This window comes from Vibrio sp. 1F255 (genome assembly GCF_041439145.1).
Taxonomy (GTDB): Bacteria; Pseudomonadota; Gammaproteobacteria; order Enterobacterales; family Vibrionaceae; genus Vibrio; species Vibrio crassostreae_C.
The window spans coordinates 42769-68518 of record NZ_JBGONQ010000010.1; the positions used below are offsets into that span (position 1 = coordinate 42769).

A 25750-nucleotide genomic window follows, 5' to 3' on the forward strand; every position below is an offset into this window, starting at 1 on the left:
TCCAAACGCTTCTCGTTAGTTCACAAGAGCGACCGCTTCTCGGACTAACTCCGCGATCTCGTCCCACTGTTCGTTCTCGATCATCTTCGGAGATACCATCCAAGTACCGCCACAGCACACCACGCGATCCACAGCTAGATAGTCATTAACGTTGTGTTTGCCGATACCACCAGTAGGCATTAGCGACACATCAACGTAAGGTGCGAGTAAAGATTTCACCATGTTGATGCCGCCAGACGCTTCTGCAGGGAAGAACTTCAAGAAGTTAAGACCAAGCTCTAGCGCTTGCTCTACTTGGCTTGGGTTGTTTACGCCCGGAACGATTGGCATGCCGATCTCTTGGCAGCGTTTTACGGTGTTTGGATTCAGGCCCGGTGCTACGATGAATTCGCTGCCCGCCTCTTTCGCAAGGTCGATCTGCGCTGGCGTTAATACTGTACCAGCACCGATACACATCTCTGGGTAGGCATCACGCATCGCACGAATCGAATCCGCTGCCGCTTCGGTACGGAACGTCACTTCTGCGACTGGCAGGCCGTTTTCTACTAACACTTTTGCTAGTGGAATCGCATGTTCCACCTTGTTGATTTGAATAACAGGGATAACTTTGAACTGCTTAAGTGTGTTGATCATTTCTTGAGACATAATAAATTCGCTTTGTTTTTCTATTTTTTAATTAAGTGATTCATAGCGCTTACCGGGATGATCGCGCCTGAGTATTGAATAACGGTAGAAGCCAGTTGGTGACCCAGTTCAGCTGCATCATTGGTGCTCTCACCTGTAAGACGCGCCGCCAGATAACCCGCAGCGAAGGAGTCACCTGCTGCGCAGGTGTCGACCACGTTAGAAACACGAGTCGCGGATACATAACTCTCAACAACATCGCCTTGTTCAACTTGAACAATCTTGCATGGCTCACAGCCACGTTTGATGACGATCTCTTGGCAGCCTAAGCGAAGGCAGCGTTGTTGAACGCTCTCGCCATTGCCCCAAACCAGCAGGTCGTCGTCTTCGGTAATCAGTGCAATGTCGACCAATGGTAGTAACTTGGCGTACCAATGCTGAGCTTGTTCAGTCGTCCAAAGTTGCGGGCGATAGTTGTTATCAAAAATCAGCTTGCCGCCTTGATTTGAGAACACGCTAATAGCTTTGAATAAGCGCTCACGATAGGCGTCATCTAAAATCGCGATACTGATACCGCTGATGTAAACCGCATCGACTTGTTTCTCGGTCAGGGCGATTTCAAGCTTATTCAGATCACTAGCTTGAAAGTAAGATTTGACTGCCGCGTCGTTGCGCCAGTAATGAAAGTGTCGCTCGCCTGTCTCGTCGGTTTCAACCATGTAGAGTCCAGGAAGCTTGTTCGCAATGCGTTCGACGAAATTGGTTTGAATGCCTTCTAGTTGCCAGCTATCAATCATATTTTGAGACAGCTCATCACTGCCAAGCCCTGTCGCATAGTGCACAGAGAGGTTTTGATGTTGAGTTAAGCGAGAAAGGTAAAGTGCGGTATTAAGTGTGTCACCGCCAAACTTTTTGGTTAATGGAGAGCCGCTGATTTCGACCATACATTCGCCAAAGAAAGCAATATTGAAATGAGAAGATGCAGGCATAGCCGATCCTAAAATAGAGAGATATATGTGGGAGAAGGCCCTGCCACTAAGCAGGGCCTGAATTAAGCAAACCAGTTGTGGAGACTAGGTTTAGCTTGTTTGATTTGCAGGACGTTGAGGTGCCGCTTCTTCTTCAAGTACGCCAGTCTCAGACATTTCCATCTCCATCAGAGCACGCTCGTCATCAAGAATCGCTTTTGCCATTTCAGGTGTTACTTGGTTAGCCGGAGTCACTAGGCTCACAACCACACCTGCCGTTAGAGCAAACAGACATGATGGGATAACTGGGTTGCCCCAGAAGGCTGTGTAGTCAGCGTTTAACATTACTACGAATGAAGCTACAGAAGCACCCGCTAGTGTTGCAAGCGCACCTTGCCAGTTGTAGCGTTTCCAGAATTTACCCAACATACCGCACACAAACATGCCCGACATAACCGTTGAAATCATCTTAGTGATGTAGCCAATGATGTCGTTTGACGTCAGTGCGAACAGTAGTGCGAAGCCAATCACCACAACCAAAGCTAGACGAGAGTAGTTCAACATTGATTCTTTGTTTGGTACGCGGCCTGTGAACATCACGTACACGTCACGCAGTAGGATAGATACACCGGCAATCGCATCTGAGCTTGCACTCGACATGGTTGCAGATAGACCTGCGATAAGAACAATCATGCCTACGCCAACTGGAAGAACCGTTGCAGCTACGTATGGGAACGAGTAGTTCGGGTTATCCAATGATGGGTCGATTGCGTGCGCAGCCATACCAATGATTGCTGGAATAATAGAGAAGAAAAGGTACAACACACCAGAAGCGACAAATGAGCGACGGATAGTTGAAACATCTTTACCAGAGTAGATACGCTGACGGAATGAAGGTGTTGCAAGTACGCCCACACCGATAACCACAGCCAGAGAAACAGCAGGCAGAATGCCCAGTTTATCGATTGCTAAAAAGCTTGTAGCAGCAGGGTCCATCGCAGCGTAAAGGTTATCCATACCACCAATGTGATCAACAGACATTACCGCCATTAGGATGAAGCCAGCAAAAAGGATGATTGCTTGAATCGTATCGGTCCATACAACTGCTGTGTAACCACCGATAACAACGTAGATAGTGAAAGCTGCAGCAATAATAATTTTCGCAAGGTTAAGGTCGATGTCTGCAATCCACGCTAGGTACATGCCGCCACCTAGAATGTGCGCACCTAACCAACCGATTGACGCGATAAAGATAAGTAGGCCAACCACGTTTTTTACGATTCGGTTAGCGCCAACGTAATAAGCCAGCTCTTCACTCATGGTCATGAAGTTCAGTTTACGAACCGGAGCAAACCAAAGTGCAAGCAATAGGATGCCCACAGCACCGCCAATTCCGTACAGAGCACCTGCCCAGCCATTTGCGTAGCCGAAGCCAACCGCGCCCATACTTGAACCCGTGCCGACCATAGTCGCAACCGTTGTACCAAGTACTAAGAATAATGGCAGGCCACGGCCGCCTAATAAGAAATCTTCGCCAGATTTTTGATTACGCGAGACAAACCAGCCTAACCAAATTAGAAAACATACGTACACGCCGAAGCCTGTAAGAAAAAGTGTGCTGTTCATTTGACACCTCTCAGTGAAATATTGAGTTCATTCTTGAACTTTATTTATGATTCATTCATTTTTATATTTCATATAATTACTTTATTGATTTTATCTATTTTAATTAAAGTAATTTTTATAAATGTAGGGTGAGAGTATTAAAGGATAATAACAGGGATGACTAACCCCTAATACTCTCTAAGTAGGTAATTGTGATTAGGTTATTACTAAACGCGATCCGCGCGGTAGCAAGTCACATCTACTTCAACCTTCACGTCTACCACTAGGTCACAGACCATGCAGATACGAGCCGGTGGGTTAGCACCGAAGAACTCTTTGAATACCTTATTAAAAGATTGGAAGTAACGAGAATCCGTTAGCACAACCTTTACGTGCATTACGTCTTCTAGGCCGTAGCCCGCTTCAGTCATGATATCGACACAGTTTTGGATCGCTAGGCGAGACTGGTCAACAATGCCACCCTCTACCACTTCACCATCTGTCATCGGTGTCTGGCCAGAAACGTATAGTAAACCACCCGCTTCAGTTGCGCGTGCAAATGGTAAATGTTGTCCGCCTGTACCTGTACCGCCTTCAACACCGTAACGTTTAATAGTCATTTTTTAACTCCACTTCTTTATAGATAATATTGGTTCTGTTCCAATATATTTAAATTAATTCGTCGTTTTCTTATTACTGTATATTTAATAAAATAATTAAATTCTAATTACGGTAAATAAAAACGCCTGAACGATTATTTTTTACTTTTCCTTTTTGGTAAGTTAACTCACCATTTACAAATACACTTTCGATTCCCTCAGCAACTGAAATAGGGTTTTCAAATGTTGCTGTGTCTTTAATATTCTTTGGATCAAATAAAACTAAATCGGCAAATGCGTCTTGGCGAATCTCACCTCTTCCCGCGAGGTTGTAGCGCTTCGCAGACATTCCGGTCATTTTGTGAATCGCTTCTGGCAGCGCAAACAGTTTTTCATCTCGGCAGTAGTGGCCTAAGACTTTCGGGAAAGTGCCCCACAATCTTGGATGTGGATGCGGGTCATTTGGTAAACCATCAGAACCAACCATGGTCAGCTTGTATTTCAATACGCGCTTTACGTCGTTCTCATCCATGCAGTGGTAAACCGCACCGGCTGGTTGAAGCGCTTTTGCTGCGTCCATCAGTGGTAGGTTCATCTCATCAGCAATCTGCTTAAGCGTTTTGCCTGCATGTTCAGGCTTTGCTTTAGACCAAGTGATGAAGATGTCGAAATCGTCTGTCACCTGTTTCAGATCTAATGTCGAAGAGCTCGCTGAGTATGGATAGCAGTCGCAAGACACATCTTGGTGCTCTGAAACCTTGTCCATCAAATCAAGCACTTCAACAGTTCTGCCCCAGTTGCCTGCACCTGCACATTTAAGGTGAGAGATAACAACCGGTACTTTCGCGTATTGCCCGGTCTCAAACGCTTCTTCCATCGCGCTTAAGATCTCTTCGAATTCAGTACGCATATGCGTGGTATAGATACCGCCATGACTAGACAGCACTTTCGCTAACTGCATCACTTCATTGGCGTTGGCTTGTTTCGCGCTTGCGTAAGCCAAACCTGAACTCAAACCCAGTGCACCCTGCTCCATCGCTAAATCAAGGTTGCTTTGCATTGCCGCGATTTCTTCTTCGCTTGCGGTGCGTTGCAGGTCGTCCATCACTTGGTTACGCAGTGTAGTGTGGCCAACTAATGCTGCTACGTTCACCGCTGGTTGCGCTTGCTCTACCGCTTGTGCATACGCCGCAAAAGTTGGGTATTTAAAATCAGCCTGCGCACCTAAAAGATTCATTGGGTCAGGTGGATCGCCAGCCAAAACCGTTGGCGATGCGCTGATGCCACAGTTGCCAACAATCACGGTTGTCACACCTTGGCTGATCTTAGGTAGGCAGTCTGGGTAACGAATTACGTTGGTATCGTCATGTGTATGTACATCGATAAATCCAGGAGCCAATGCTAAGCCTGCTCCCTCAACCAACTGGCCACAATCTTCGTGATCGATTTGACCAATTTCGGCGATTTTTCCATCAAGGATTGCTACATCGGCACAAAACGATTGTTCGCCGGTGCCGTCAAACACCTCTACATTTTTGATTATCGTATCGAACAACATTTTTCACTCTCTCAATCCACTGTGTTGATGGAGCTATATTAGAAATCCAGCCGATTATTTTCAGTGACAAAACACACATAATATTTTAATTTGTGTGATAGTTTCTATCACAAAACACATTATAGATATATTTAAACATTAAATAACAACCACTTAAATCATGTTAGGAATCAGCAATGAAACATAACCCTGCACAAAAAGATGTTATAAAGTATCAAAAAGATAGTTTCATCTTGACTGAAAAAGGCCAAAAAGGGAGAGCAGTATCACAATCTGAGAACGGTGTTTATCGACTGGTTGATGAAGACATTTCGCTTCCGGTAGCAATTATCAAACAATCAGCGTTGACCAATAACCTGAATTGGATGCAATCATTCGCCGATCATCATCAGGTTAAATTGTCGCCACATGGCAAAACATCGATGACGCCTGATTTCTTCCGTCAACAGCTAGAAAATGGCGCTTGGGGAATTACCGTTGCGACACCTGCACAAGCAGAAATTGCAGCAATGGCAGGCGCAAAAAGAATCATCATGGCTAACCAATTGGTAGGTAAAACCAACATGGCGATCATCGAACAGCTTATTAGTGAGTTCGACGTTGATTTCTATTGCTGTGTGGATTCATCGGTAAACGTGCAGCAACTCAACCAATACTTCGCCAACAAAAAGCAGACGCTAAAAGCTCTAATCGAGTTTGGTGTTCCGGGTGGCCGTTGTGGTTGTCGTTCACCTCAAGAAGTTTTAGAACTGGCTCAAACCATTCAAGATACGCCTGCACTTTCGCTAGCGGGTATTGAGGTGTATGAGGGCGTGATTCATGGCGACAATGCCGAGCAAGACATTCGTACCTTCTTAAACCAAGCGCTGACCTCGGTCGAAAGCCTCGCATCAGATGGCCTAATTGCAGGGCAACCTATCATCACTGGTGCAGGTTCGGCTTGGTATGACGTGGTTGCAGAATGTTTAGCGAACCTAACCGATTACTTGGCGATCATCCGCCCGGGCTGTTACGCGATTCACGACACAGGTATCTACCTAGACGCTCAAAGCAAGGTGTTGCAGCGTGCCCAAGTAAACCAAGGTTACGCGTGCGAATTGGGTGGAGATCTCGAATCGGCACTTGAGGTATGGGCGTATGTAATCTCTCGCCCAGAACCGACCAAACTAGTTGTTGGGCTAGGCAAGCGTGATGTGGCCTTTGATGCGGGGTTACCTATTGCCGAACGCGGCTATCGCAATGGCGAAGCTATCTCTGTGAAAGGGCTGACTGCGACCGCCGTGATGGATCAGCATACCTTTGTTGAAACGGACGGCTCTTCTGAAATTGAAGTGGGCGACATGATTGCATTCTCAACCTCACACCCGTGTTTAACCTTCGATAAGTGGCGCTACATTGCCATCAGCGATGACGACCATCAGGTAACAAACTGGGTGGAAACCTGCTTCTAGTTCGATTTTTCAATAAGCTAGAATCAGCGAAGCAATAAGATATACTAACGGGGCTAAGGCTTAGTTTTTAATGGATTAGTGCTCATAAAAAGCTAAAGAGCTTGCTTCTTACGAGCTAGATTCTTAATAACTAGGTAATAACGATTAGCCCCATCAACAAAGGATCAGGATTCTTGAGTTTAGAAGTAGATATCATTTCACAGATAACGGAGCGTTTTCCCGCTCTTCGTGATGCAGAGAAAAAAGTCGCTAAGCTGATCATGGACGACATTGATTTTGCTGCCAATGCCAGCATCACAGAGCTTGCTGAAAGCGCTCAAGTGAGTGAAGCCACCATTACACGTTTTGCTAAAGCGATCGGTTGCAGCAACGTACGTGATATGAAGATTAAGTTGGCTCAGACGCTAACCGTTGGCCAGCGCTTTATCCTCGAACCGGTTGACCAAACGGGTTATCAAGGTATCTACGAATCGATCAAGCAAAGCCTAGACATCAACCGCACCTTGTTCAAAGAGCAAGACGTTGAAACCGCAGTCAGCTGGCTGCATAACGCCAGACAGATCATTGCTATTGGTATGGGTGGTGGTTCAACCATTGCTTCTCAAGAGCTGCAACATCGACTGTTTCGTTTAGGCTACCCAGTGGTGTCGTACAACGATGGCTTGATGTCACGTATGGTTGCTGCCACGGCAGATGCTAATGACGTAATGGTGATGATCTCTGCGACTGGCTTTACACCAGTGATCACAGAAACGGCAGAGCTGGCTAAGCAGTACGGACTTAAGATCATTGCGATTACCCCACAAGATACACCGCTAGCAAAAATTGCCGATATCTTGTTACCCATCAAGCATATGGAAACCGACTTCATCTACAAGCCGTCGGCTTCTCGCTACGCTATGTTGGCGTTAGTGGATGTGCTTTCTATGGGAATCGCAGTCAATCACAAGAACCGCTCGCGCGACAAACTGCGTCGCTTGAAAGTTGCGCTCGATTCTTACCGAGGCGGTGGCGATAGACAGCCTCTCGGTGATTAACGAATCAAGGATAGAATGAGCTTAAATTCACGCGCGCGGCAGTCTTTCACAAGCTCGTATAAGCTCATTTCTAATCCTGTGATTTGGATACCAGCATCCATTAGTCGACGGATTGCCAGATCTTTGTTGAGTGCCGTTCGTGAGCTAACACAGTCGCCAACTACCTGAACCTTGTACCCAAGTTCCAACAACCCCATTGCGGTTTGATAAACACAAATATGAGCCTCAATACCACACACTAACCAAGTCTCTACATCCTTGGCTTGAACCGCCTCAACAAACTTGGGCTCATCACACGCGTTGAAAGTGAATTTAGGTATCGGCTTTGCATCATTCAGCAAGTCATTAAGTTCGTCGACTGTAGCACCTAGCTTCTCTGGGGTCTGCTCCAAACGAATAATTGACAGCCCCAAAACCTGCGCTCCTTGAGCTAACTTCCCGCAATTAGCAATCAGCGTATCGCTCTCATCAACAAGGCGTGCGAGCTTGCCTTGTACGTCCACAACCACCAAACCTGTGTTTTGTTTCGTTAGCATGTTTATTCCTTGTTTTAAACAGCCTGACTCACTAAGCAACCTGATGTGTATTTTTTCTACTATGTAACGATTCAGCTTACAAAGCCATACAGTAATACATACAAGACTACGGAATAATACTCACCAACGGTCGAAAGGTCGCAAAATAAAAATTATTGATACTGGCATGACATTTAAGAGTGAGTAACAAAGATGAACAAGATAACGAAATCAGCATTAGCACTGGGTTTAATCAGCGCAGTTTCTCTTCCAGCTTTAGCAGCAGGTACTGACGGCGGTGCGTACATTGGTGGCGGACTTAGTGTCTACCAAGATTCTGACACAGACGGTCACGGTAGCTTAGATTCAGATGGCATGGGCTACAACCTATACGGCGGCTACCAATTCAACCGTATCGTAGGTGTTGAACTTGGCTATACAGATTACGCAAACTACAAAAATAGCGCTGAAAAGCTGTCTCCGACGTCTGTTTCTTTGTCAGCAAATCTTGGTTACACATTCGACAACACAATCCGCCCATTCGTATTGGCTGGTTTAAGCTCTGTTGACCTAAACGCAAATAAGAGTGCTGGTTACGCTGATGACAGCGGTACGGGTTTCCACTTTGGTGTAGGTGTTGAATACACGCCAATCGAACACCTAACGCTACGCTTAATCTCGCAAGCGGATGCAGTAAGCGTAGACGACACGGTCCAATTTAAGAACTCTCAGATATCAGCTGGTGACCACACGCTTGCCTTCAAAAGCATTAGCTTCGGTGGTTCATACAACTTCTAATGTGATTGAACCACATAGAATAAGCTGAACATACTAATTCACTTTGCTGTTCCACCTTGTCATGAAGGTCACTCAGTAAAGTAAATTTTTTGTATCTACACACCTTAGCGTCATTTCACTTTAGCCAGTTTATCGCTCACCATCACTGATTGAGCTTTATGCGTTGATATTAGAGTTTTCTTGGTAGCGAGACTAAAATAAAGGGATAAGTGACACAGGAAGACAAGACCTATGAATCTACCACGCTTAAACATGTCGATAAACAAACTCCCTTTCGTTTTGGCAGTGTATTACCTGCTTGTCATTAACTTGCCTATCTCACGCGAACTGTTCAATATTCTTAGTGCCTCACAAGCCGAAAGCATTGGGTTTATCATCTCGATCCCATTTTTCTTTCTCGCCGCATTCAACTTTATCTTTCAAGTATTCAACTGGCCGATATTCGCCAAAGCTTTTTTTATCTTGTTACTACTTACTTCCTCTTTAGTCAGCTACAGCATGTTCAACTACGGCATTTTTGTAGACTATGGAATGATAGAAAACGTCTTCGAAACCAACAGCGGAGAGGCTGCTAGCTACCTAAGCAGCTATTCTATTTTATGGTTTGTTCTGATGGGAGGAGTCCCGTCACTGCTGCTTTTATTTACGGATCTTGAAAGAGAATCTTGGAGAGATTTTGCGATTTGGAAGTCGATAGGGCTGCTGTCTTCGTTGATCGTCATTGCCATCATTGCCGGGTTGTTTTACAAAGATTACGCATCGATTGGTCGTAATAACTCTCATCTTAAAAAGATGATCATTCCGACCGAATACGTCGCTTCAACCGTAAAATACATCAACAATACTTACATCAAAGAACCGATTCCTTACCAAGAAATCGGCTTAGATGCGCAGCTAAAACCAGAAGCTAAACAAGCTGAAAAACCAACCTTATTGGTGTTTGTTCTTGGTGAAACGGCACGTGTATATAACTACCAATATTATGGCTATGAGAAAGAAACCAATGCTCATACCAAACCCTATAACCCGATCTTTTTCTCTGATGTTCAGTCATGCGGAACAGCCACTGCGGTTTCTGTGCCGTGTATGTTTTCTAACATGAATCGCAGCAACTACGATCGTGATAAAGCCTACAACCAAGATAACGTAGTCGACATTATGAACCGCGCGGGCATTCACTCTATCTGGCGAGAGCACGATGGTGGAGACAAGGCGGTCGCACATCGAATCAAAGAGATGACTCTCGTCGCCAAAGACAGCGACCCGCTGTGTAATAACGATGTGTGTTATGACACAGCCATGCTAGAGAACTTCGAACAAGATACTCAAGATCTTAAACAAGATAGCATCATTTTCTATCATATCTCCGGATCTCACGGCCCAACTTACTTTGAGCGATACCCAGAAGATCATAAGAAGTTTGTGCCAGACTGCCCACGTTCTGATATCGAAAACTGCACCAAAGAGCAAGTGGTCAACACCTACGACAACACCATCTTGTACACAGATTTCTTTCTATCACAGGCTATTCAGAAACTAGAGAAACTCACCGATAAGTACAATGTCGCGCTGATGTACATTTCCGATCACGGAGAATCATTGGGAGAAAATGGCATCTACTTACACGGCATGCCTTATTCATTGGCACCGAAAGAGCAAACCCATGTGCCTATGATCCTATGGATGTCTGATGGTTTCGCCGAGCAGAAAGGGATAAACCAGACCTGCTTAAGAAAGGCAGGCAAAGAACAGAGCTTCTCCCAAGATAACCTGTTCGATTCTTTACTCGGTCTAATGGATGTACAAACCAAAGAATACCGAGAAAACCAAGACATTTTTGCTGCGTGTCGGTAGTGTTTTTGCTTATGTAAACCATCGGAAAACTCGAGTTGCCTGAACAAGCTCTCCTCAACTTCCCCTAAAAAGAAAAGACCTCGGTCTTTTCTTTTTTTTCGTCGCTAACATGGAGCCAGAGTGCTAATTTATAACGACGAAACAATGAGCTACATTTAATAGAGACAATAATGGAAGAGTCCGTCGTACTCCAAAGACCAACATGTCTTATTAGACTTCATCTCACTCACATCGCTCATTGAACTTACCACGATTAAGCTCAGTTCAATACCGCGCCTGAATGGCGCATAATATCAATGTTTACGTCATATCATTAAGGACAAATGAATGGACGCTTTCATAATTTCAAGCTGGCAATTTTCTGAGGGGGTGGCACATGAACACACCACCAGCCCAGCCTCATTCGAGCAATCAACTTGGTATCACTGCCAAAGAGATGCTGACGGTTTGAGAGAATGGCTCCACAGTAATACGGTTCCAAATGCCATCATCGATTCATTACTCACCGATGACACCCGCCCTCGGTTCGAACAATTTGGCCACGACTGTTTTTTGATGATTCTGCGAGGCATTAATCTAAACGAAGGTGCTAACCCTGACGACATGCTTAGCCTACGCATCTTATGGTACAAAGGCACTTTAATATCGACACGTAAAGTTCCTTCAAAAGCGGTCAGTAATCTGATATCTGATCTCAAACAAAACCAAGGCCCTACATCATTACCTGATGTGTTGTTGGGCATGATCCGTGGAATCAACCACAGTATTTCAACCTTCCTAGCACCCGTCGAACTATTAATTGACGAGTTAGAATCTACATCCAATATCGACATAAGATCCATTAACGCTCTACATTCAAGGCTACTCAGACTAAGGCGTTATTTGAAGCCACAGAAATACGTTTTTGAAGATTTAATGAGTGACCTACCTGCGCCATTGAGTAAGCACAACAGTCATATAAAGAACAGCCTTGATACCATCCTGAGAATTAACGAGTCTGTTGAGTTTTACATCGAACAAATTAATGTATTTTTAGCGAGCCTAAGTCAGCAACAAGCTGAAAAAATGAATAGAAATACGTACCTATTTTCTATCATTGCAGGTATTTTCCTCCCTGCTGGGTTTTTCACCGGTTTACTGGGTGTCAATATCGCTGGGATACCCGGAACAGATAACCCGATAGCATTTCCACTATTTTGCGTTGGGCTGCTCGTGGTCATAGCGGCAGAGGTCGTTATTTTGAAAAAATTGAGGTTTATTTAATGGTTGAGTTTTTGCAATCCAATATGTGGCTTAGACAAGTAGTTTTAGGTTTACTTCTTATCACTGTGTATTGGGTGATCAAACGCTTAGGTAAGAACTGGATAGAAACATTAGCGGAAAATAAACGTGTCGAATTGAAGCGAAAGCAGTTCGTGATTAAGTGTTTCAATATTGTTCTGTTTCTACTCTTCATCGCTGTGTTTACGATTGTTCTTAACTTGGGTTTTGGTGATATTTCTCTGTTCTTGTCTTCGATATTTGCGGTGCTGGGTGTCGCTTTATTCGCGCAATGGTCGATTCTAAGTAACCTCACAGCCAGCGTACTAATATTTTTCGTCTTCCCTTATCGCATTGGCGACAGAGTAAGAGTCGCGGAGAAAGACGAAGACATCAGCGGTGTGATCATCGATATCACCATGTTCCATGTTATTCTTCGACACAGTTCGGGCAACATTATCACCTACCCTAATAACCTGATCCTACAAAAAGGCGTGATAAAGGTATTAGTTGATCCTGAGTTAAAGAGTGAAACTGTCGATACAAAACTCATCAAAGCTGAAAATTCAGAATCATAAGATCTACTGGTGCCTTAGATATCGGCAAGTCAAACAGATAGACACAGCGAACTGATTCGTAAGATATTAAAAGAGCTTAGTTCGACATGGATTGCAAAACTTGGCGATAAAGGACATTAGAGAGAAGCTTCAATAAGGTAAAAAGTCTAACACCCAATACTTACGCCAAACAAGGCGGATTAACCATAGATGTGTATGGTAGAGTGAGATCTGACTAACCCACCTTTTCTCTATGACGAACGCACTGTTTATAACGTACACCTCTGTCTTTTGTGCCCCATTCGTAGCAAGTTTTATTGAGTTTAGATTTGCGACTAAATATACTGGGGACATCATCAGACGGAGGACAAAAATGAATAATAAAAACAAACATATAGTTTTAATTCATGGTCTATATATGCCTGCGTTGATCATGCAGTATCTGGATAGAAACTTCAAAAAACGCGGCTTTACAACGCACAAGTTTGCCTACAACTCGCTGCGTTTCCCTTCTGCAGCCAAACGCCTCAATCGCTTCGTGAATGCTCGCTTTAATGAATACGATGAGGTCTATTTCTTTGGTCACTCACTCGGTGGCTTACTCATTCGTCACTACTTTAAGTTTTATCAGCCCAATTTTGCCGACACCTGCATTATTACCGCAGGGACGCCGCACAATGGGGCAACTATCGCCAAAACACTGTCGAATCATGGGCTTGGTTTTATATTTGGTTCGAGCAAAATGATCTTAAGCGATGGCCTGGGTGACTACGATATTGATGTGCCGATTGGCGTGATTACAGGTACCTACGACGCCGGAGTCGGACGTATTGTTCTGGGAAGAAACCCGGGCGATGGCACAGTCACACTCGAAGACGCCAACCTGAGAGGAGCAACGGATACTTACGCCCTCAAACTCAACCACACGGCGCTCGTCTACTCCAAAGAAGTCGTAACACTGTCGGCTCAGTTCATCGAACACAGAGCTTTTAAGGACGCTTCATAGCTTATTTCCATTAGCTTTTGCGCGTTGACTCCTGTATCGAGCTCTGTTCTCTTATATGTGAAAGACAAAAACAAAAATACCACTCTGCGATAAGAGTGGTATTCAAAGATTCATTACTGAAAGTGAGTGCTTGTTATACTTTCTATACTTGTTACAAGCGATTAACTCGTGTTGGTAGGAACACCTCACCCAACATGCATCGCACCGAACCACCACCAATGTCTTCAATCGTTTTCACGTTAAATGGTAGCAGCTTGCCATGTGTCGAAAGCTGAGCTAGTTGGGCTGGAGAAAACGCATCGTAAGCCGATTGAGACATCGCGATCACCTTGTCGCCATTCACGGTTTCAAGCTGCAGGATGTTGCCACAGAAACGGTTCATCTGATCAATTGAGATAGAGATAACCTGCTTATCTTTAGCAAGCGACTTCACCACAAAGCGGCGTTCAAACTCAGGAATCACTTCATCACAGATCACGCAGAAGTTATCGCCAATCGCCATCATCACATTGGTATGGTAAATCGGTTGGCCAGACGGTAATGCCGTTTGGAACGAGACCACGCGAGAATAACCAATGCGCTTCGCATAATCTTCTAACACTTCGCGGTCACAACGCTGAGAAAGCGCAGCGTAGATGGTCTTGTTGATATGGTCGATAACCATCACGCCCGTGCTCTCTAGATAAGAACCTTGCGCGATGTAAGACTCTAGAGACTCGCTATGGTTAACAATGCGACCCGACGCTTCTAACGCTTCAATAAGAGCATTTGGCTTAACTTCATTCTGACGGTTTTCACACGCCATAGGGAACGTGAATAAGCTTCCATCACTACAGGTACTGAACCAGTTGTTTGGGAAAACAGCATCCGGAGTTTCAACGCCCAATTCTGGGTAATCAAACTCTACAACTTGCACACCTTCTTTACGCAACGAAGCGACCATAGCTTTAAATTCGGCCATCGTTTCTACTTTCACCTCAGCTTCGGTCAGATTAACTCTGTGCTGAAATTCGTTATCACGTGCTGTTTCTTCGTTAAATTTAAACTCTTTTGGTGGCACCATAACAACGCAATTGGCGTTTTGAACATTAGTGATATGAAGTGATTTTTTGTGTAGGTTTAACATTTCAACCGTCCCTATCTTTTATTTACTTCGGAATTGTAAACAACTTGTTACAACAAGATTCACTGAAAAGAATATTTATTTGAATATTTATCCCAAACAATTACTGCAGATCTTAGATTAATCGGTAATTTTTACTGCAAGATAACAGCACATCAGAAAGAACCAACTGTATGCATATTCGTTAAGTCACTTTATGGATAAATATTCTGATTCCATTTTCTCGCCCATCACGAGTTTTGATTACAATTCAATCCATTTAACGTTAGGATTATCACCGTTGCATAACAATCAATTACGTTTGAAATAAGCTTAACTTTTCCTGTCTAATTCAATCTAAAATAAGCGTCATGAAAGACACTCTTTGGACCTTTCCTGTATCGCTTAGACAAAGTTTTAGTGTTTTAAAGCCAAGTGCCTAAATAGGCGCTAGAACAAAATCCATCGAATGACTTAATACTGATAAGAACCCATGGGCGCTTATATAATTTCAAACTAAGACAGTTAAATTTCGAATCAAGACCATAAAAACAAAGCTGCACCAACGATGCAGTCGCTTATAGATGCACTAGTTTATAAAGGGAAATCTATGTACAAGAAATTTGAAGGCTTTACTGAAGCCTTTCCAAAGGGAGAGCCGATACAACCTCCTACTGGCATACTGGCATTCTGCCGCCATTACACTCGAGGTTTCGAAAAACCATTGATTTTGCTCGGGTTGATGAGCATGACCATCGCGATCATCGAAGTCGCGCTGTTCGGTTACATGGGGCAATTGGTCGACTGGCTATCAACAAGCAACCCAGACACTTTCTTAGCAGACAACGAATCGACATTGATGGGGCTCGGTATTCTGCTGTTGGTTGTGATGCCAATCTTGATCAGTGTTTACTCGCTATTGCTTCACCAAACTTTGCTGGGCAACTACCCAATGTCGATTCGTTGGTTAGCACACCGCTACCTTTTGAAGCAAAGCCTGTCCTTCTATCAAGATGACTTCGCCGGACGTGTCGCGACCAAAGTGATGCAAACCTCGCTTGCAGTGCGCGAAACTGTGACCAAGATGGTCGATGTGTTTGTCTACGTGACGGTTTACTTCACGGCGATGCTGTTCATGCTTGCTGAATCAGATTGGCGCTTGATGGCTCCGATGCTGATTTGGCTATTCGTTTACATCGGTATTCAACTGCACTTCGTGCCAAAGCTAAAAGACGTGTCTTCAGAGCAAGCGGATGCTCGTTCACTGATGACAGGTCGTATTGTTGATAGCTACACCAACATCGCGACGGTGAAATTGTTCTCACACAGTAAAAGAGAAACCGAATACGCCGAAGAAGGCATGGAAGGCTTCCTAGATACTGTGCACCGCCAAATGCGCTTGGTAACCGGCTTCAACATCTGCGTGGAATTCGCTAACTATCTATTGGTGTTCAGCATTGCGGGTATCTCTATCTACCTATGGCTAGATAGCGCAATCACCGTGGGTGCAATCGCGATTGCGGTCAGCTTGGCTCTGCGTATTAACGGCATGTCGAAATGGATCATGTGGGAAATTGGTGGTCTGTTTGAGAACCTTGGTACCGTGATTGACGGCATTAAAACTCTGTCTAAGCCTATTGCTATTGAAGACAAGAAAGACGCGAAGCCTCTGGAGGTTCCACAAGGCGGTATCAACTTCGACAATGTAAGCTTTAACTACGGTGAGAATAAGGGGGTGATCAACAACCTAAACCTCAACATCAAACCGGGTGAAAAAGTGGGTTTGGTTGGCCGTTCAGGTGCAGGTAAATCGACCCTAGTTAACTTACTACTGCGTTTCCACGATGTAGAAAGTGGTCGCATCCTGATTGATGACCAAGAGATCTCGAGCGTTACTCAAGATTCTCTGCGTAGCAACATAGGTATGGTGACCCAAGATACCTCACTGCTGCACCGTTCGATCAAAGACAACATTCTTTACGGTCGACCAGAGGCATCAGACGAAGAAGTATACGCGGCAACTAAACAAGCACACGCGCATGAGTTTATCGAAACGCTAACCGACCCGTTTGGCAACATTGGTTACGATGCTCAAGTAGGTGAACGTGGCGTTAAGCTTTCTGGTGGTCAGCGTCAACGTGTCGCTATCTCACGTGTTCTTTTGAAAAATGCACCACTATTGGTTCTCGATGAAGCAACTTCTGCACTCGATTCTGAGGTAGAAGCGGCCATCCAAGAGAGCTTAATTGAGCTAATGGAAGGCAAAACGGTTATTGCGATTGCACACCGCCTGTCGACCATTGCAGCGATGGATCGCCTGATCGTACTCGACCAAGGCAATATCGTTGAAGAAGGCACTCACCAAGAGCTGATTACACAAAATGGCATCTATGCTCAATTGTGGAATCACCAGACCGGTGGCTTTATTGCCGATGATCTTGAGCAAGCTACGAACGCTTAATTTTTGTGCTATTTTAAAAGTGCGATGTGATTCACACCAATTTGTTTATTAGCGGTAAATTACACATGGCAGAATGTTATGTCGTAATTATATAATGACATTAACACCAAAGACGCCTCGCTTGCGCGTTCTGGAATAAGGCTAGACTTCGGGGGGAGGCTAGCCTTTTTATGCCTGCTATTTGGCGCTCTTTGCTACCTGTCCAATAAACTTCATCGATCCTTTTGTTTTTTTCTTGGCGTTTTTTTCTTAAAATGCGCGCAATATTCTTTCTAGAGATCAACCATGAACAAAAGTGTCTTAACTAACGTTATTGCGTTAGCACTGCTTGCTGGCGGCTATGCGACAGCAAACCAATACTTGCTTTACGCAGGCCTATTCGCCTTTTCTGGTGCCATCACCAACTGGCTTGCGATTCACATGTTGTTCGAGAAAGTACCCGGCCTATACGGTTCAGGCGTTATTCCAGCACGCTTTGAAGAGTTCAAGGCAGCCATCAAGCAACTGATGATGGAGCAATTCTTTACAGAAAGTAACATCGACCGCTTCCTAAGCAGCGAGATGACAGGAAAGTCGCTCAATCTAGAGCCTGTGATTCAGAAGATCGACTTTAACCCTGCATTCGACTCACTGGTGCATGTTATCGAGAACTCTCAGTTTGGCGGTATGTTGGCAATGTTTGGTGGCACAGAAGCACTAGAGCCAATGAAAGCGCCGTTTGTTGAGAAGATGCAAGAATCTGTGATTGAAATCAGCAAGAGTGATTCTGTAAAAAATGCCATCAAAGACGAGCTAGAATCGCCTGCGATGATGGATGAAATCAAAGAAAACATTGAGGCGATCATCGATCAGCGCTTGAATGAACTAACACCTAAGCTGGTTAAAGAGATGGTTCAGACCATGATCAAGAAACACCTTGGCTGGCTTGTGGTTTGGGGCGGTGTATTCGGTGGTGTGATTGGCTTAATCTCTGCGGCCATTACGCTTTAAGGCGAACAAGTTTATCGGATTGCTCTTTATCTGACGCTCAACAAAAAATGGAAGCTTATTGCTTCCATTTTTTATATCTAAATCACGTTGGTAAGCGAAATTAGGCCACTATTTTAGAGTTGCCAACAACTCAGGGTTCACGCCGAAGCCCTTTTTATGCTCTTCAATCACCACTTCACTACGTGTCTGAATCACACCAGGCAAGGTGCCCAGCTTGGTGGCCATAAACGCTTGGTACGCCTTCATGTCTTTCACTCGAACCTTGATCATGGTGTCAAAGTCACCCGACAGTGAGTAGCACTCTTCCACCTCAGGCATCATTTCCACGGCTTGGGCAAATTTGTCGAAGATCGAAAAGCTAGTCTGATCGAGACGGATATGGATAAAGACTTGAACATCGAGTCCCAGCTTTTCTGAACAAAGCTCAGCATGATAGCCCGTGATGTAGCCCTCTTTCTCCAATCGCTTGAGTCTATCAGAGCAAGGTGACGTCGTAAGGTTGACCTGTTTTGCCAGTTCAACAACAGGTAAACGCCCTTTCATATGCAGAATTCTTAGTATCTCTTTATCGATACGATCGAGCTGATGCTGAGACATAACATTCCTTAAACATTCTAAATTCCGCTCAGTATATTCCATACCAAGTGCAATCGAAGAAAACCTCGCTCACACATTTAAAAACTAAATGCACGGATGACATTCACGCCAAATATAAATACATACAAATAGATAAGATTCCTTATAAATCAAACTCTGGTTATTAACAAATTATTATAGAAATGACCCGATTAACAAATAAGTTGAGCCGGAAACGAAAGAAAGGATATAGGCCAAAGTGAATAATATAATTATCAAAGAGAAAGGATGACTCTATTATGAAAACGCAAGAACTCGCATATAAACCTTACGGTATTGGTTCATGGACACACGTAACGGTATCAAAAGATGTTGCTCAGGCACTAGCAAATGAGTACTCAAACTACGGTTGGGATGTGAAGATTGATGGCGACGCCATTGTTGCCGAGCTAGCACTCAAAGCCGCATAGAAACGCAAAAACCTCCTAAAACGGAGGTTTTTTGATCTAAGTTAGTGAGCGCTTACTGTAAGTTAAGCTAAACCAATTTGGGGTACAGTACTTCCTGTTTCGCAACGACAATTGCACGTGCGGCAGAAGTGCTGAGTTTCCATATCGTAGTACAGGTTTCCACTAAATAGTTTTGACGTCCATTGCATCATACGGCCAGAAGCTGTCTCGGGCTCTGATTCACAACGTTTCATTATAGACTTATGTAGTGTTGTTTTTTTACATCCTTTGCAATAGAGATCAGGCATACCTTTGTCCTATAGGTCTTTAGTGGTTACTGACAATTGACACATCATGTCCAATTCGGTTCCACAATTCACCGAGCTAATGACAAAAGTGAGCGCCAAGTTCAAAAAATAGCCATTTTTCTGTTTTATTTTTTGACATCAAACGCCACCAACAAGACAGACCTTTCATTTCTCGCTCAAGATCCTTCGCTTTCGATTTACATTGTAAACCCCCATTTCAATATCAGAAAACCTCGAATAAACTTAATTTGAAATAAGACAAAGGTCGTACTCACATAAAAAAATAGAGCCACCGAAGTGACTCTATTGTTCATGTCTTTTGCTAATTCATTGGTATTTTTACAATGTAAATTAGTCTAGCTCAACAAGGTTCTTCTCGAACTCAGCGTGTTGCTTCTTAACTTCGTCTTCTGGCTCGCCAGTGATTAGGCTCACGATAACGATAGAGATAGTTGATAGGATGATTCCCGGTACGATTTCGTACACATCGAACCAACCGCCCGTGAACTGTTTCCAAAGTACGATAGTCACACCACCAACCACGATACCCGCGAGAGCGCCGTTACGGTTCATACGAGACCAGTACAGGCTCAATACAATAGCTGGGCCGAATGCAGCACCAAAACCAGCCCATGCGTAAGACACAAGGCCAAGTACTGAACTGTCTGGCGTCATCGCTAGCACAAGTGCAATCAAAGAGATTAGGATAACCGCGAAGCGGCCTACACGAACAATCTCTTCAGACGTCGCATCTTTCTTAAGTACTTGCTTATACAGATCTTCTGCTAGTGCAGATGAAGATACAAGTAGCTGTGAATCCGCAGTACTCATGATTGCCGCTAGGATTGCAGCAAGTAAGATACCTGCGATTACTGGGTGGAACATCGCGTTCACAAGAAGCATGAAGATCTTCTCGCCATCGTCTAGCTTAGGCGCGCCAGAGTTAGTCACGTAGATTAGACCAACCAGACCTACTAGCATTGCACCAACCATAGACAGAGCAGACCATACCACCGCGATACGACGCGCTGTTGTTAGGTCTTTGTTGCTACGTGTTGCTTTGAAACGAGCAAGGATGTGTGGCTGACCGAAGTAACCTAGACCCCATGCCGCTAGCGAGATGATCGCGATAGCAGAAAGTGGCTCACCTTTCACATCATTCCATAGCGTGAGAAGCTCTGGGTTGATGTTGTGAAGATCAGTCGATAGCTGACCAAGACCACCGTTCATCGCTGCGATTGGTACAATCAATAGCGCAGCAGACATCAGCAGACCTTGAACCAAATCCGTCCAAGATACCGCAAGGAAACCACCAAATAGCGTGTAAGAAACCACACATACTGTACCGATGATTACCGCTGTTGTGTAATCTAGGCCGAATACTGTTTCAAACAATTTACCACCTGCTACCAAGCCAGAACTTGTGTAGAAAAGGAAGAATAAAAGGATAAAGAAAGCAGAAATTGTTTGGATCAGCTTAGAATTATCATTGAAACGACGAGATAGGAACTCAGGTAGCGTCAGAGACTCTGTTGTAATGCTGTAAGTACGCAGACGCTTAGCACTGATTAACCAGTTCGCCCAAGTACCAACTAGCAGGCCACCAGCAAGCCAGAATGCTTCAAAACCAGCAGCATAAGCGTAACCCGGTAGACCAAGTAGTAGCCAACCACTCATGTCTGATGCACCAGCAGAAAGTGCAGCAGGCCATGGGCCTAGCGAACGACCACCTAGGAAGTAGTCTGTCGAGCTAGAAGTACGTTTGTAAGCAATAACACCGATTGCCAGCATCATAATTAGATACGCAATGAACGTCGTCGTTATTGCAAAACTGTTTTCTATCATTTGATAGTCCTCATTTGTAAAAAGCCTTCCATACCTAATTCAATGCAAGACACTCACCGTAAAGGCAAGCGAGTGCATTGAGTTAGGTATTGAGGCTCCAAGGCACTATGAGTTAAATCCAAAGATGGTGAAACCAACAATGGAGAAAACAAAAGTGCTTAGAGCCAATGTTACTGAAGGTTAGTGAGCTTCGCTTCCAAGTTCGAGCAAGGTCGCGTTACCGCCCACGGCTGTTATATTTATAGTTCGCGTACGCTCGGTAATGAAACGCAGCGATAAGTGTGGATCGTGAGCAACATGCATTACTGTCAGATCCGTTTCAGCTACTAAACTGACGATGGCACCGTCACGCTTAGCAAGTTGTAAATTGATAGCTTGAGCCGTTTGTGAGCTACCTACGTAACCTGCGCTACGTACATCGCAAGACAGCAGCTGTTGAGCCGCGTCGTGCGAAGCAACCTGCACCAAGTTCGTCGGTAAATTCGCTTGTTTCGCTGCATCAGCGATCAAGGTGTTGAATTGCACTTCATCACTGCACAATTGCACGCTGTTACCCGCTAATAGTGCTGCGGTAATCATCGCGGTTGCTGTTTGCAGTGCTGGCTCTTTGTCTTGGCAATCATCAACAATCACCAAAGCCACACCACGTCCTGCAGCATACAGCTCGTTTGTTTCACCAGTCGGGCCAGCCATTAGGTGCTGCTCAGAAAGCAGCGCAGAGGCCTGCTCTAGGTGATAAGTTGCCACTGCCGCCAAAGACGTAGATTGGCTTTCGATCTCTGATTTGAATGCAAGTACCTGAGCACTCTTATGATCAAAATCGGTAAGATTCCATTGTTCCCACGCCAAGAAAGCATCAGAAAAACCTGTCACTTGATGAACCATGATACTGCTCCTTATGCCTTGTCTTGTGATTGAGAGAAATGAACATCAGTAAAGCGGTATAGGTAGTGAGGACCACCCGCTTTAGGGCCAGTACCAGACAAGCCTTGACCACCAAATGGTTGTACACCAACAACAGCGCCGACCTGGTCACGGTTGATGTAACAGTTACCCACACGAACGTGTTTTTCGATCCAACGGTAAGTTGTCTCGTTACGGCTGTGGATGCCCATGGTTAAGCCAAAACCGGTTTGGTTAATTTGGTCTACCACTTGCGCCAGTTCACTCGCTTTGAAGCGAACGATATGCAGTACAGGACCAAACTGCTCTTCTTTCAAACAGCTGATGTCATCGATTTCAAATGCACTTGGTGGAACAAAGTCACCATGTTCACAATCCGCTCCTAGAGAAAGTTGAGCCACTTTCTTCTGGGTCTTAGTCATATTTTCTAGGTGCGTCATCAACTTCTGCTTCGCGTTTTGGTCGATAACTGGGCCCACATCCGTTTTATGAAGATGTGGAATACCAACGCTTAGCTCATCCATCGCACCGTGAATTAGTCCAATCACGCGATCTGCAATGTCTTCTTGAATGTAAAGCACACGTAGCGCAGAACAACGTTGACCTGCAGAAGCGAATGCCGAACGAATAACATCACGGACTACCTGTTCAGGCAGTGCGGTACTGTCGACGATCATCGCATTCTGACCACCGGTTTCCGCGATAAACGGAACAGGCTTAGCGTTACGACTTGCCAATGACACGTTGATACGTTGTGCTGTTGGTGTTGAACCCGTAAAGGCAACGCCCGCAATGGCATCATGGCTGGTAAGTGCACTGCCGATCTCAGCGCCACGCCCCGGTAGTAACTGAATAGTGCCAGCAGGGAAACCCGCTTCATTCATCAGTTCAACGGCGCGAGCTGCAATTAAGCTTGTTTGCTCGGCAGGCTTAGCCACAACCGTGTTACCCGCCACTAGTGCAGCTGTAATTTGGCCAAGGAAGATAGCTAGAGGGAAGTTCCAAGGGCTAATACAAACGAACACGCCACGACCTTGTCGAGAAGCAATTCGTGTTTGGCCATCAAAACCTTTTAGTTCGAAACCTTGTAGGTTATCCGCTTGTTTTGCGTAGTAACGACAGAAGTCGACCGCTTCACGTACTTCATCAACGCTGTCGTGAATCGTCTTACCCGCTTCTTGATGACAAATTGCCACCAGCTCAGCGAGGTTGTCTTCCATCAGGTCAGCCAACTTATCAAGCGCTGCCGCTTTGGTTTCAACTGAAGTTGCGTTCCAATCAGCAAATGCTGCATCAGCGCCAGTGATCGCTGCGGAAACATGATCAAGGTTAGCGAAAGCCACCTGACCCACATTAATTCGACGATCATAAGGTGCAGTCACTTGTTCAACGTTCTGATCAGCCTTGATCATGCTTTCGGCAAGAGATTCACCGTTGATCACAGGGCCCGCAGTCCATTGATTGTTTAAGAAGCCTTTTACTTGCTCTTCAAACTGATGCGCTTCGCTTTCGATATCAATGTTCACACCGTATGAATTTTTACGCTCAGGGAATACCGCTGGAGGCAGAGGAATCTTAGTGTTGTTTAATGTATCGAACGCCAGAAGCATATCGACTGGGTGTTGAGTCAGCTCTGCCACAGGGCAACGTGCATCAACTAGACGGTGTACAAACGAGCTGTTTGCGCCGTTTTCTAGCAAGCGACGTACTAGGTATGGCAGTAGATCTTTGTGGCTGCCAACCGGTGCGTAAATACGTACTGACTGTTGGTAAGCTTCCATCGCATGGTTGTAAAGCGAGTCACCCATGCCGTGTAAGCGTTGGAATTCAAAGTCTTTATGATCGGTCATTACTGCAATAGCAGAAACCGTATGAGCATTGTGGCTCGCAAACTGCGGGAAGATATTGCCACGAACGCTTGGGCTCAATAGGTAACGTGCACATGCAAGGTAAGCTACGTCTGTCGCTTCTTTACGTGTGTAAACTGGGTAATCAGTAAAGCCCGCTTGTTGTGACCATTTGATTTCGCTGTCCCAGTACGCGCCTTTCACTAGGCGAAGCGGGATCAAATCACCCTGCTCTTTTGCTAGGCGGTTTAGCCAAACTAGAACCGGTAACGCACGCTTTGAATACGCTTGAATAACCAGACCAAACTTGCCCCAGCCTTTCACTAGCTCGCTGCGATACAGTTTTTCGAATAACTTAAGCGAAAGCTCTAGGCGATCCGCTTCTTCTGCATCAATCGTGATCGCAACATCAAGCTCAATCGCACGGCGCAGTAACTGCTCTAGCGTGTCGCATAGCTCAGTCAGTACGCGGTCTTCGTTCGCCACTTCGTAACGAGGATGAAGTGCAGAAAGCTTGATAGACACAGATGGCGCTGGGCTAGATTTTGAAGAGACATAAGTGTCTCGACCTACGGCTTCAATCGCCATTAGGTAATCTTTAAAGTACTTATTTGCGTCAGCTGTGGTCAGTGCTGCTTCACCTAGCATGTCGTATGAGTAGGTAAAGCCTTTGTCGCGCATCGACTTACCGTTCTTTTGCGCTTCAGCAATGCTGCGGCCAAGAACAAATTGGTGACCCATCACTTTCATCGCTTGGTGCATCGCTTTACGAATTACCGGCTCAGAAAGCTTGTTCACTAAACGGTTAACCGCTTGTCCAGCACTCTGCTCGTTCGATGAAAGTCCAACCACCTTGCCTGTTAGCATTAAGCCCCAAGTCGAAGCGTTAACAAAAACCGAATCAGAATTCTTTAGGTGAGACTTCCAATCCGCAACGCTTAGCTTGTCGCGAATCAGTGCATCAGCCGTTGCTGAATCAGGAATACGCATCAAGGCTTCCGCCAGACACATCAGCAAGATGCCCTCTTGAGTATCTAAGCTGTATTCAAGCAACAGTGCATCGATCATCTGGATAGAAGTCTTATCCGCACGGATAGCTTCGATCAAAGAAGTCGTTTTGTCTGTGATTTGCTGCTTTTCAGACTCAGAAGGGGTAGCTAGTGGCAGAAGTTGCTCTAGCCATTGGGTTTCATCCACCATATATAATGGTGAGATAAGCGACCATAGATCATCAAGCGACTGCTCGTTGAATTCTGGCTTTAACACATCAGTAGCTGTAAACATGCGTTTTCCTTAATCTCACACCCGGAATTAGCCCGGGATCTCTACAATGGCTGCAGTGTATTTAGAGTATATAAGGATTACTTGTCAAAAACTCCGAGTTTTTTGCTAAAAACTCGCTTTATTAACAAAACAAACACAACGTCACATATGAAA

General features: G+C 44.9%; 21 protein-coding genes and 1 pseudogene. 11 read left to right on the forward strand and 11 right to left on the reverse strand.

Features of this window, described 5'->3' with window-relative positions; translation table 11 throughout:
* Nucleotides 1-15 precede the first annotated feature (15 nt).
* The 5 genes from ACED41_RS08095 to ACED41_RS08115 all read right to left on the reverse strand — a co-directional run bounded on the left by ACED41_RS08095 (nt 16) and on the right by ACED41_RS08115 (nt 5354).
* Nucleotides 16-645 (reverse strand): bifunctional 4-hydroxy-2-oxoglutarate aldolase/2-dehydro-3-deoxy-phosphogluconate aldolase, encoded by a 630-nt coding sequence (locus ACED41_RS08095; protein ID WP_017070148.1) that lies wholly within the window; start codon nt 643-645, stop codon nt 16-18.
* A gap of 20 nt (nt 646-665) precedes the next feature.
* The gene (locus tag ACED41_RS08100; protein ID WP_017070149.1) at nt 666-1613 is read right to left on the reverse strand and encodes a sugar kinase; all 948 of its coding nucleotides are present in this window, start codon (nt 1611-1613) and stop codon (nt 666-668) included.
* Between the two features lie 90 nt (nt 1614-1703).
* Nucleotides 1704-3218 carry a sodium:solute symporter family protein gene (locus tag ACED41_RS08105; RefSeq protein ID WP_048660497.1) on the reverse strand — a complete coding sequence of 505 codons (1515 nt, stop codon included), beginning with the start codon at nt 3216-3218 and terminating at the stop codon, nt 1704-1706.
* Nucleotides 3219-3424: 206 nt separating this feature from the next.
* On the reverse strand, nt 3425-3817 hold the full coding sequence (locus ACED41_RS08110) for a RidA family protein (protein WP_371724764.1): 393 nt from the start codon (nt 3815-3817) through the stop codon (nt 3425-3427).
* A 103-nt stretch (nt 3818-3920) separates the two neighbouring features.
* Nucleotides 3921-5354: an amidohydrolase family protein gene (locus ACED41_RS08115; protein WP_017065165.1), complete on the reverse strand. Its 1434-nt coding sequence runs from the start codon at nt 5352-5354 to the stop codon at nt 3921-3923.
* Between the two features lie 176 nt (nt 5355-5530).
* On the opposite strand from ACED41_RS08115, the gene ACED41_RS08120 reads away from it, so the two are divergent.
* Entirely contained in the window at nt 5531-6805 is a 1275-nt protein-coding gene (locus tag ACED41_RS08120; RefSeq protein ID WP_017065164.1) for an amino acid deaminase, read from the forward strand.
* Between the two features lie 173 nt (nt 6806-6978).
* Complete coding sequence (locus ACED41_RS08125; protein ID WP_017062019.1) at nt 6979-7842, forward strand: MurR/RpiR family transcriptional regulator; 864 nt, start codon at nt 6979-6981, stop codon at nt 7840-7842.
* Here ACED41_RS08125 and ACED41_RS08130 read toward each other — a convergent pair.
* Complete coding sequence (locus ACED41_RS08130) at nt 7839-8378, reverse strand: hydrolase (RefSeq protein ID WP_371724765.1); 540 nt, start codon at nt 8376-8378, stop codon at nt 7839-7841. The two genes, ACED41_RS08125 and ACED41_RS08130, sit on opposite strands and share 4 nt — an antisense overlap.
* A gap of 192 nt (nt 8379-8570) precedes the next feature.
* Here ACED41_RS08130 and ACED41_RS08135 point away from each other — a divergent pair, with 192 nt between their 5' ends.
* The 6 genes and pseudogenes from ACED41_RS08135 (at nt 8571) to ACED41_RS08160 (ending at nt 13832) form a co-directional block, all read left to right on the forward strand.
* The gene (locus tag ACED41_RS08135) at nt 8571-9155 is read left to right on the forward strand and encodes a porin family protein (RefSeq protein WP_065584469.1); all 585 of its coding nucleotides are present in this window, start codon (nt 8571-8573) and stop codon (nt 9153-9155) included.
* Between the two features lie 231 nt (nt 9156-9386).
* A complete protein-coding gene (locus tag ACED41_RS08140; protein WP_371724766.1) occupies nt 9387-11009 on the forward strand; it encodes a phosphoethanolamine transferase in 1623 nt (540 codons plus the stop codon).
* Between the two features lie 327 nt (nt 11010-11336).
* The gene (locus ACED41_RS08145) at nt 11337-12272 is read left to right on the forward strand and encodes a CorA family divalent cation transporter (RefSeq protein WP_017062015.1); all 936 of its coding nucleotides are present in this window, start codon (nt 11337-11339) and stop codon (nt 12270-12272) included.
* Nucleotides 12272-12847, forward strand: coding sequence for a mechanosensitive ion channel family protein (locus ACED41_RS08150; RefSeq protein WP_371724767.1), 576 nt, complete (start codon nt 12272-12274; stop codon nt 12845-12847). Before ACED41_RS08145 ends, ACED41_RS08150 begins: the two co-directional genes overlap by 1 nt.
* Nucleotides 12848-12865: 18 nt before the next feature.
* Nucleotides 12866-13065 (forward strand): annotated as a pseudogene (locus ACED41_RS08155) (AraC family transcriptional regulator); the annotation flags it as partial.
* Between the two features lie 134 nt (nt 13066-13199).
* On the forward strand, nt 13200-13832 hold the full coding sequence (locus ACED41_RS08160) for a triacylglycerol lipase (RefSeq protein ID WP_050647609.1): 633 nt from the start codon (nt 13200-13202) through the stop codon (nt 13830-13832).
* A 151-nt stretch (nt 13833-13983) separates the two neighbouring features.
* On the opposite strand, the gene ACED41_RS08165 is transcribed toward ACED41_RS08160, so the two are convergent.
* Nucleotides 13984-14958: an arginine deiminase-related protein gene (locus tag ACED41_RS08165; protein ID WP_017061193.1), complete on the reverse strand. Its 975-nt coding sequence runs from the start codon at nt 14956-14958 to the stop codon at nt 13984-13986.
* A gap of 586 nt (nt 14959-15544) precedes the next feature.
* Here ACED41_RS08165 and ACED41_RS08170 point away from each other — a divergent pair.
* Both ACED41_RS08170 and ACED41_RS08175 read left to right on the forward strand, forming a co-directional pair.
* Nucleotides 15545-17395 carry an ABC transporter ATP-binding protein gene (locus tag ACED41_RS08170; protein WP_017065156.1) on the forward strand — a complete coding sequence of 617 codons (1851 nt, stop codon included), beginning with the start codon at nt 15545-15547 and terminating at the stop codon, nt 17393-17395.
* A gap of 285 nt (nt 17396-17680) precedes the next feature.
* Nucleotides 17681-18385: a hypothetical protein gene (locus tag ACED41_RS08175; RefSeq protein ID WP_017065155.1), complete on the forward strand. Its 705-nt coding sequence runs from the start codon at nt 17681-17683 to the stop codon at nt 18383-18385.
* Nucleotides 18386-18493: 108 nt separating this feature from the next.
* Here ACED41_RS08175 and ACED41_RS08180 read toward each other — a convergent pair whose 3' ends face one another.
* Nucleotides 18494-18982 carry an Lrp/AsnC family transcriptional regulator gene (locus ACED41_RS08180; RefSeq protein WP_004732526.1) on the reverse strand — a complete coding sequence of 163 codons (489 nt, stop codon included), beginning with the start codon at nt 18980-18982 and terminating at the stop codon, nt 18494-18496.
* A gap of 278 nt (nt 18983-19260) precedes the next feature.
* Between ACED41_RS08180 and ACED41_RS08185 the strand changes: the two genes are divergently transcribed.
* Nucleotides 19261-19431 (forward strand): hypothetical protein, encoded by a 171-nt coding sequence (locus ACED41_RS08185; RefSeq protein WP_017061196.1) that lies wholly within the window; start codon nt 19261-19263, stop codon nt 19429-19431.
* 638 nt (nt 19432-20069) lie between these two features.
* Here the strand turns inward: ACED41_RS08185 and putP are convergent.
* From putP to putA, 3 genes are all read right to left on the reverse strand, one after another.
* Nucleotides 20070-21560: a sodium/proline symporter PutP gene (gene putP, locus ACED41_RS08190; protein WP_371724786.1), complete on the reverse strand. Its 1491-nt coding sequence runs from the start codon at nt 21558-21560 to the stop codon at nt 20070-20072.
* 183 nt (nt 21561-21743) lie between these two features.
* A complete protein-coding gene (locus ACED41_RS08195) occupies nt 21744-22448 on the reverse strand; it encodes a 1-pyrroline-5-carboxylate dehydrogenase (RefSeq protein ID WP_371724768.1) in 705 nt (234 codons plus the stop codon).
* An 11-nt stretch (nt 22449-22459) separates the two neighbouring features.
* Nucleotides 22460-25597 (reverse strand): bifunctional proline dehydrogenase/L-glutamate gamma-semialdehyde dehydrogenase PutA, encoded by a 3138-nt coding sequence (gene putA / locus ACED41_RS08200; RefSeq protein WP_371724769.1) that lies wholly within the window; start codon nt 25595-25597, stop codon nt 22460-22462.
* Between the last annotated feature and the right edge of the window lie 153 nt (nt 25598-25750).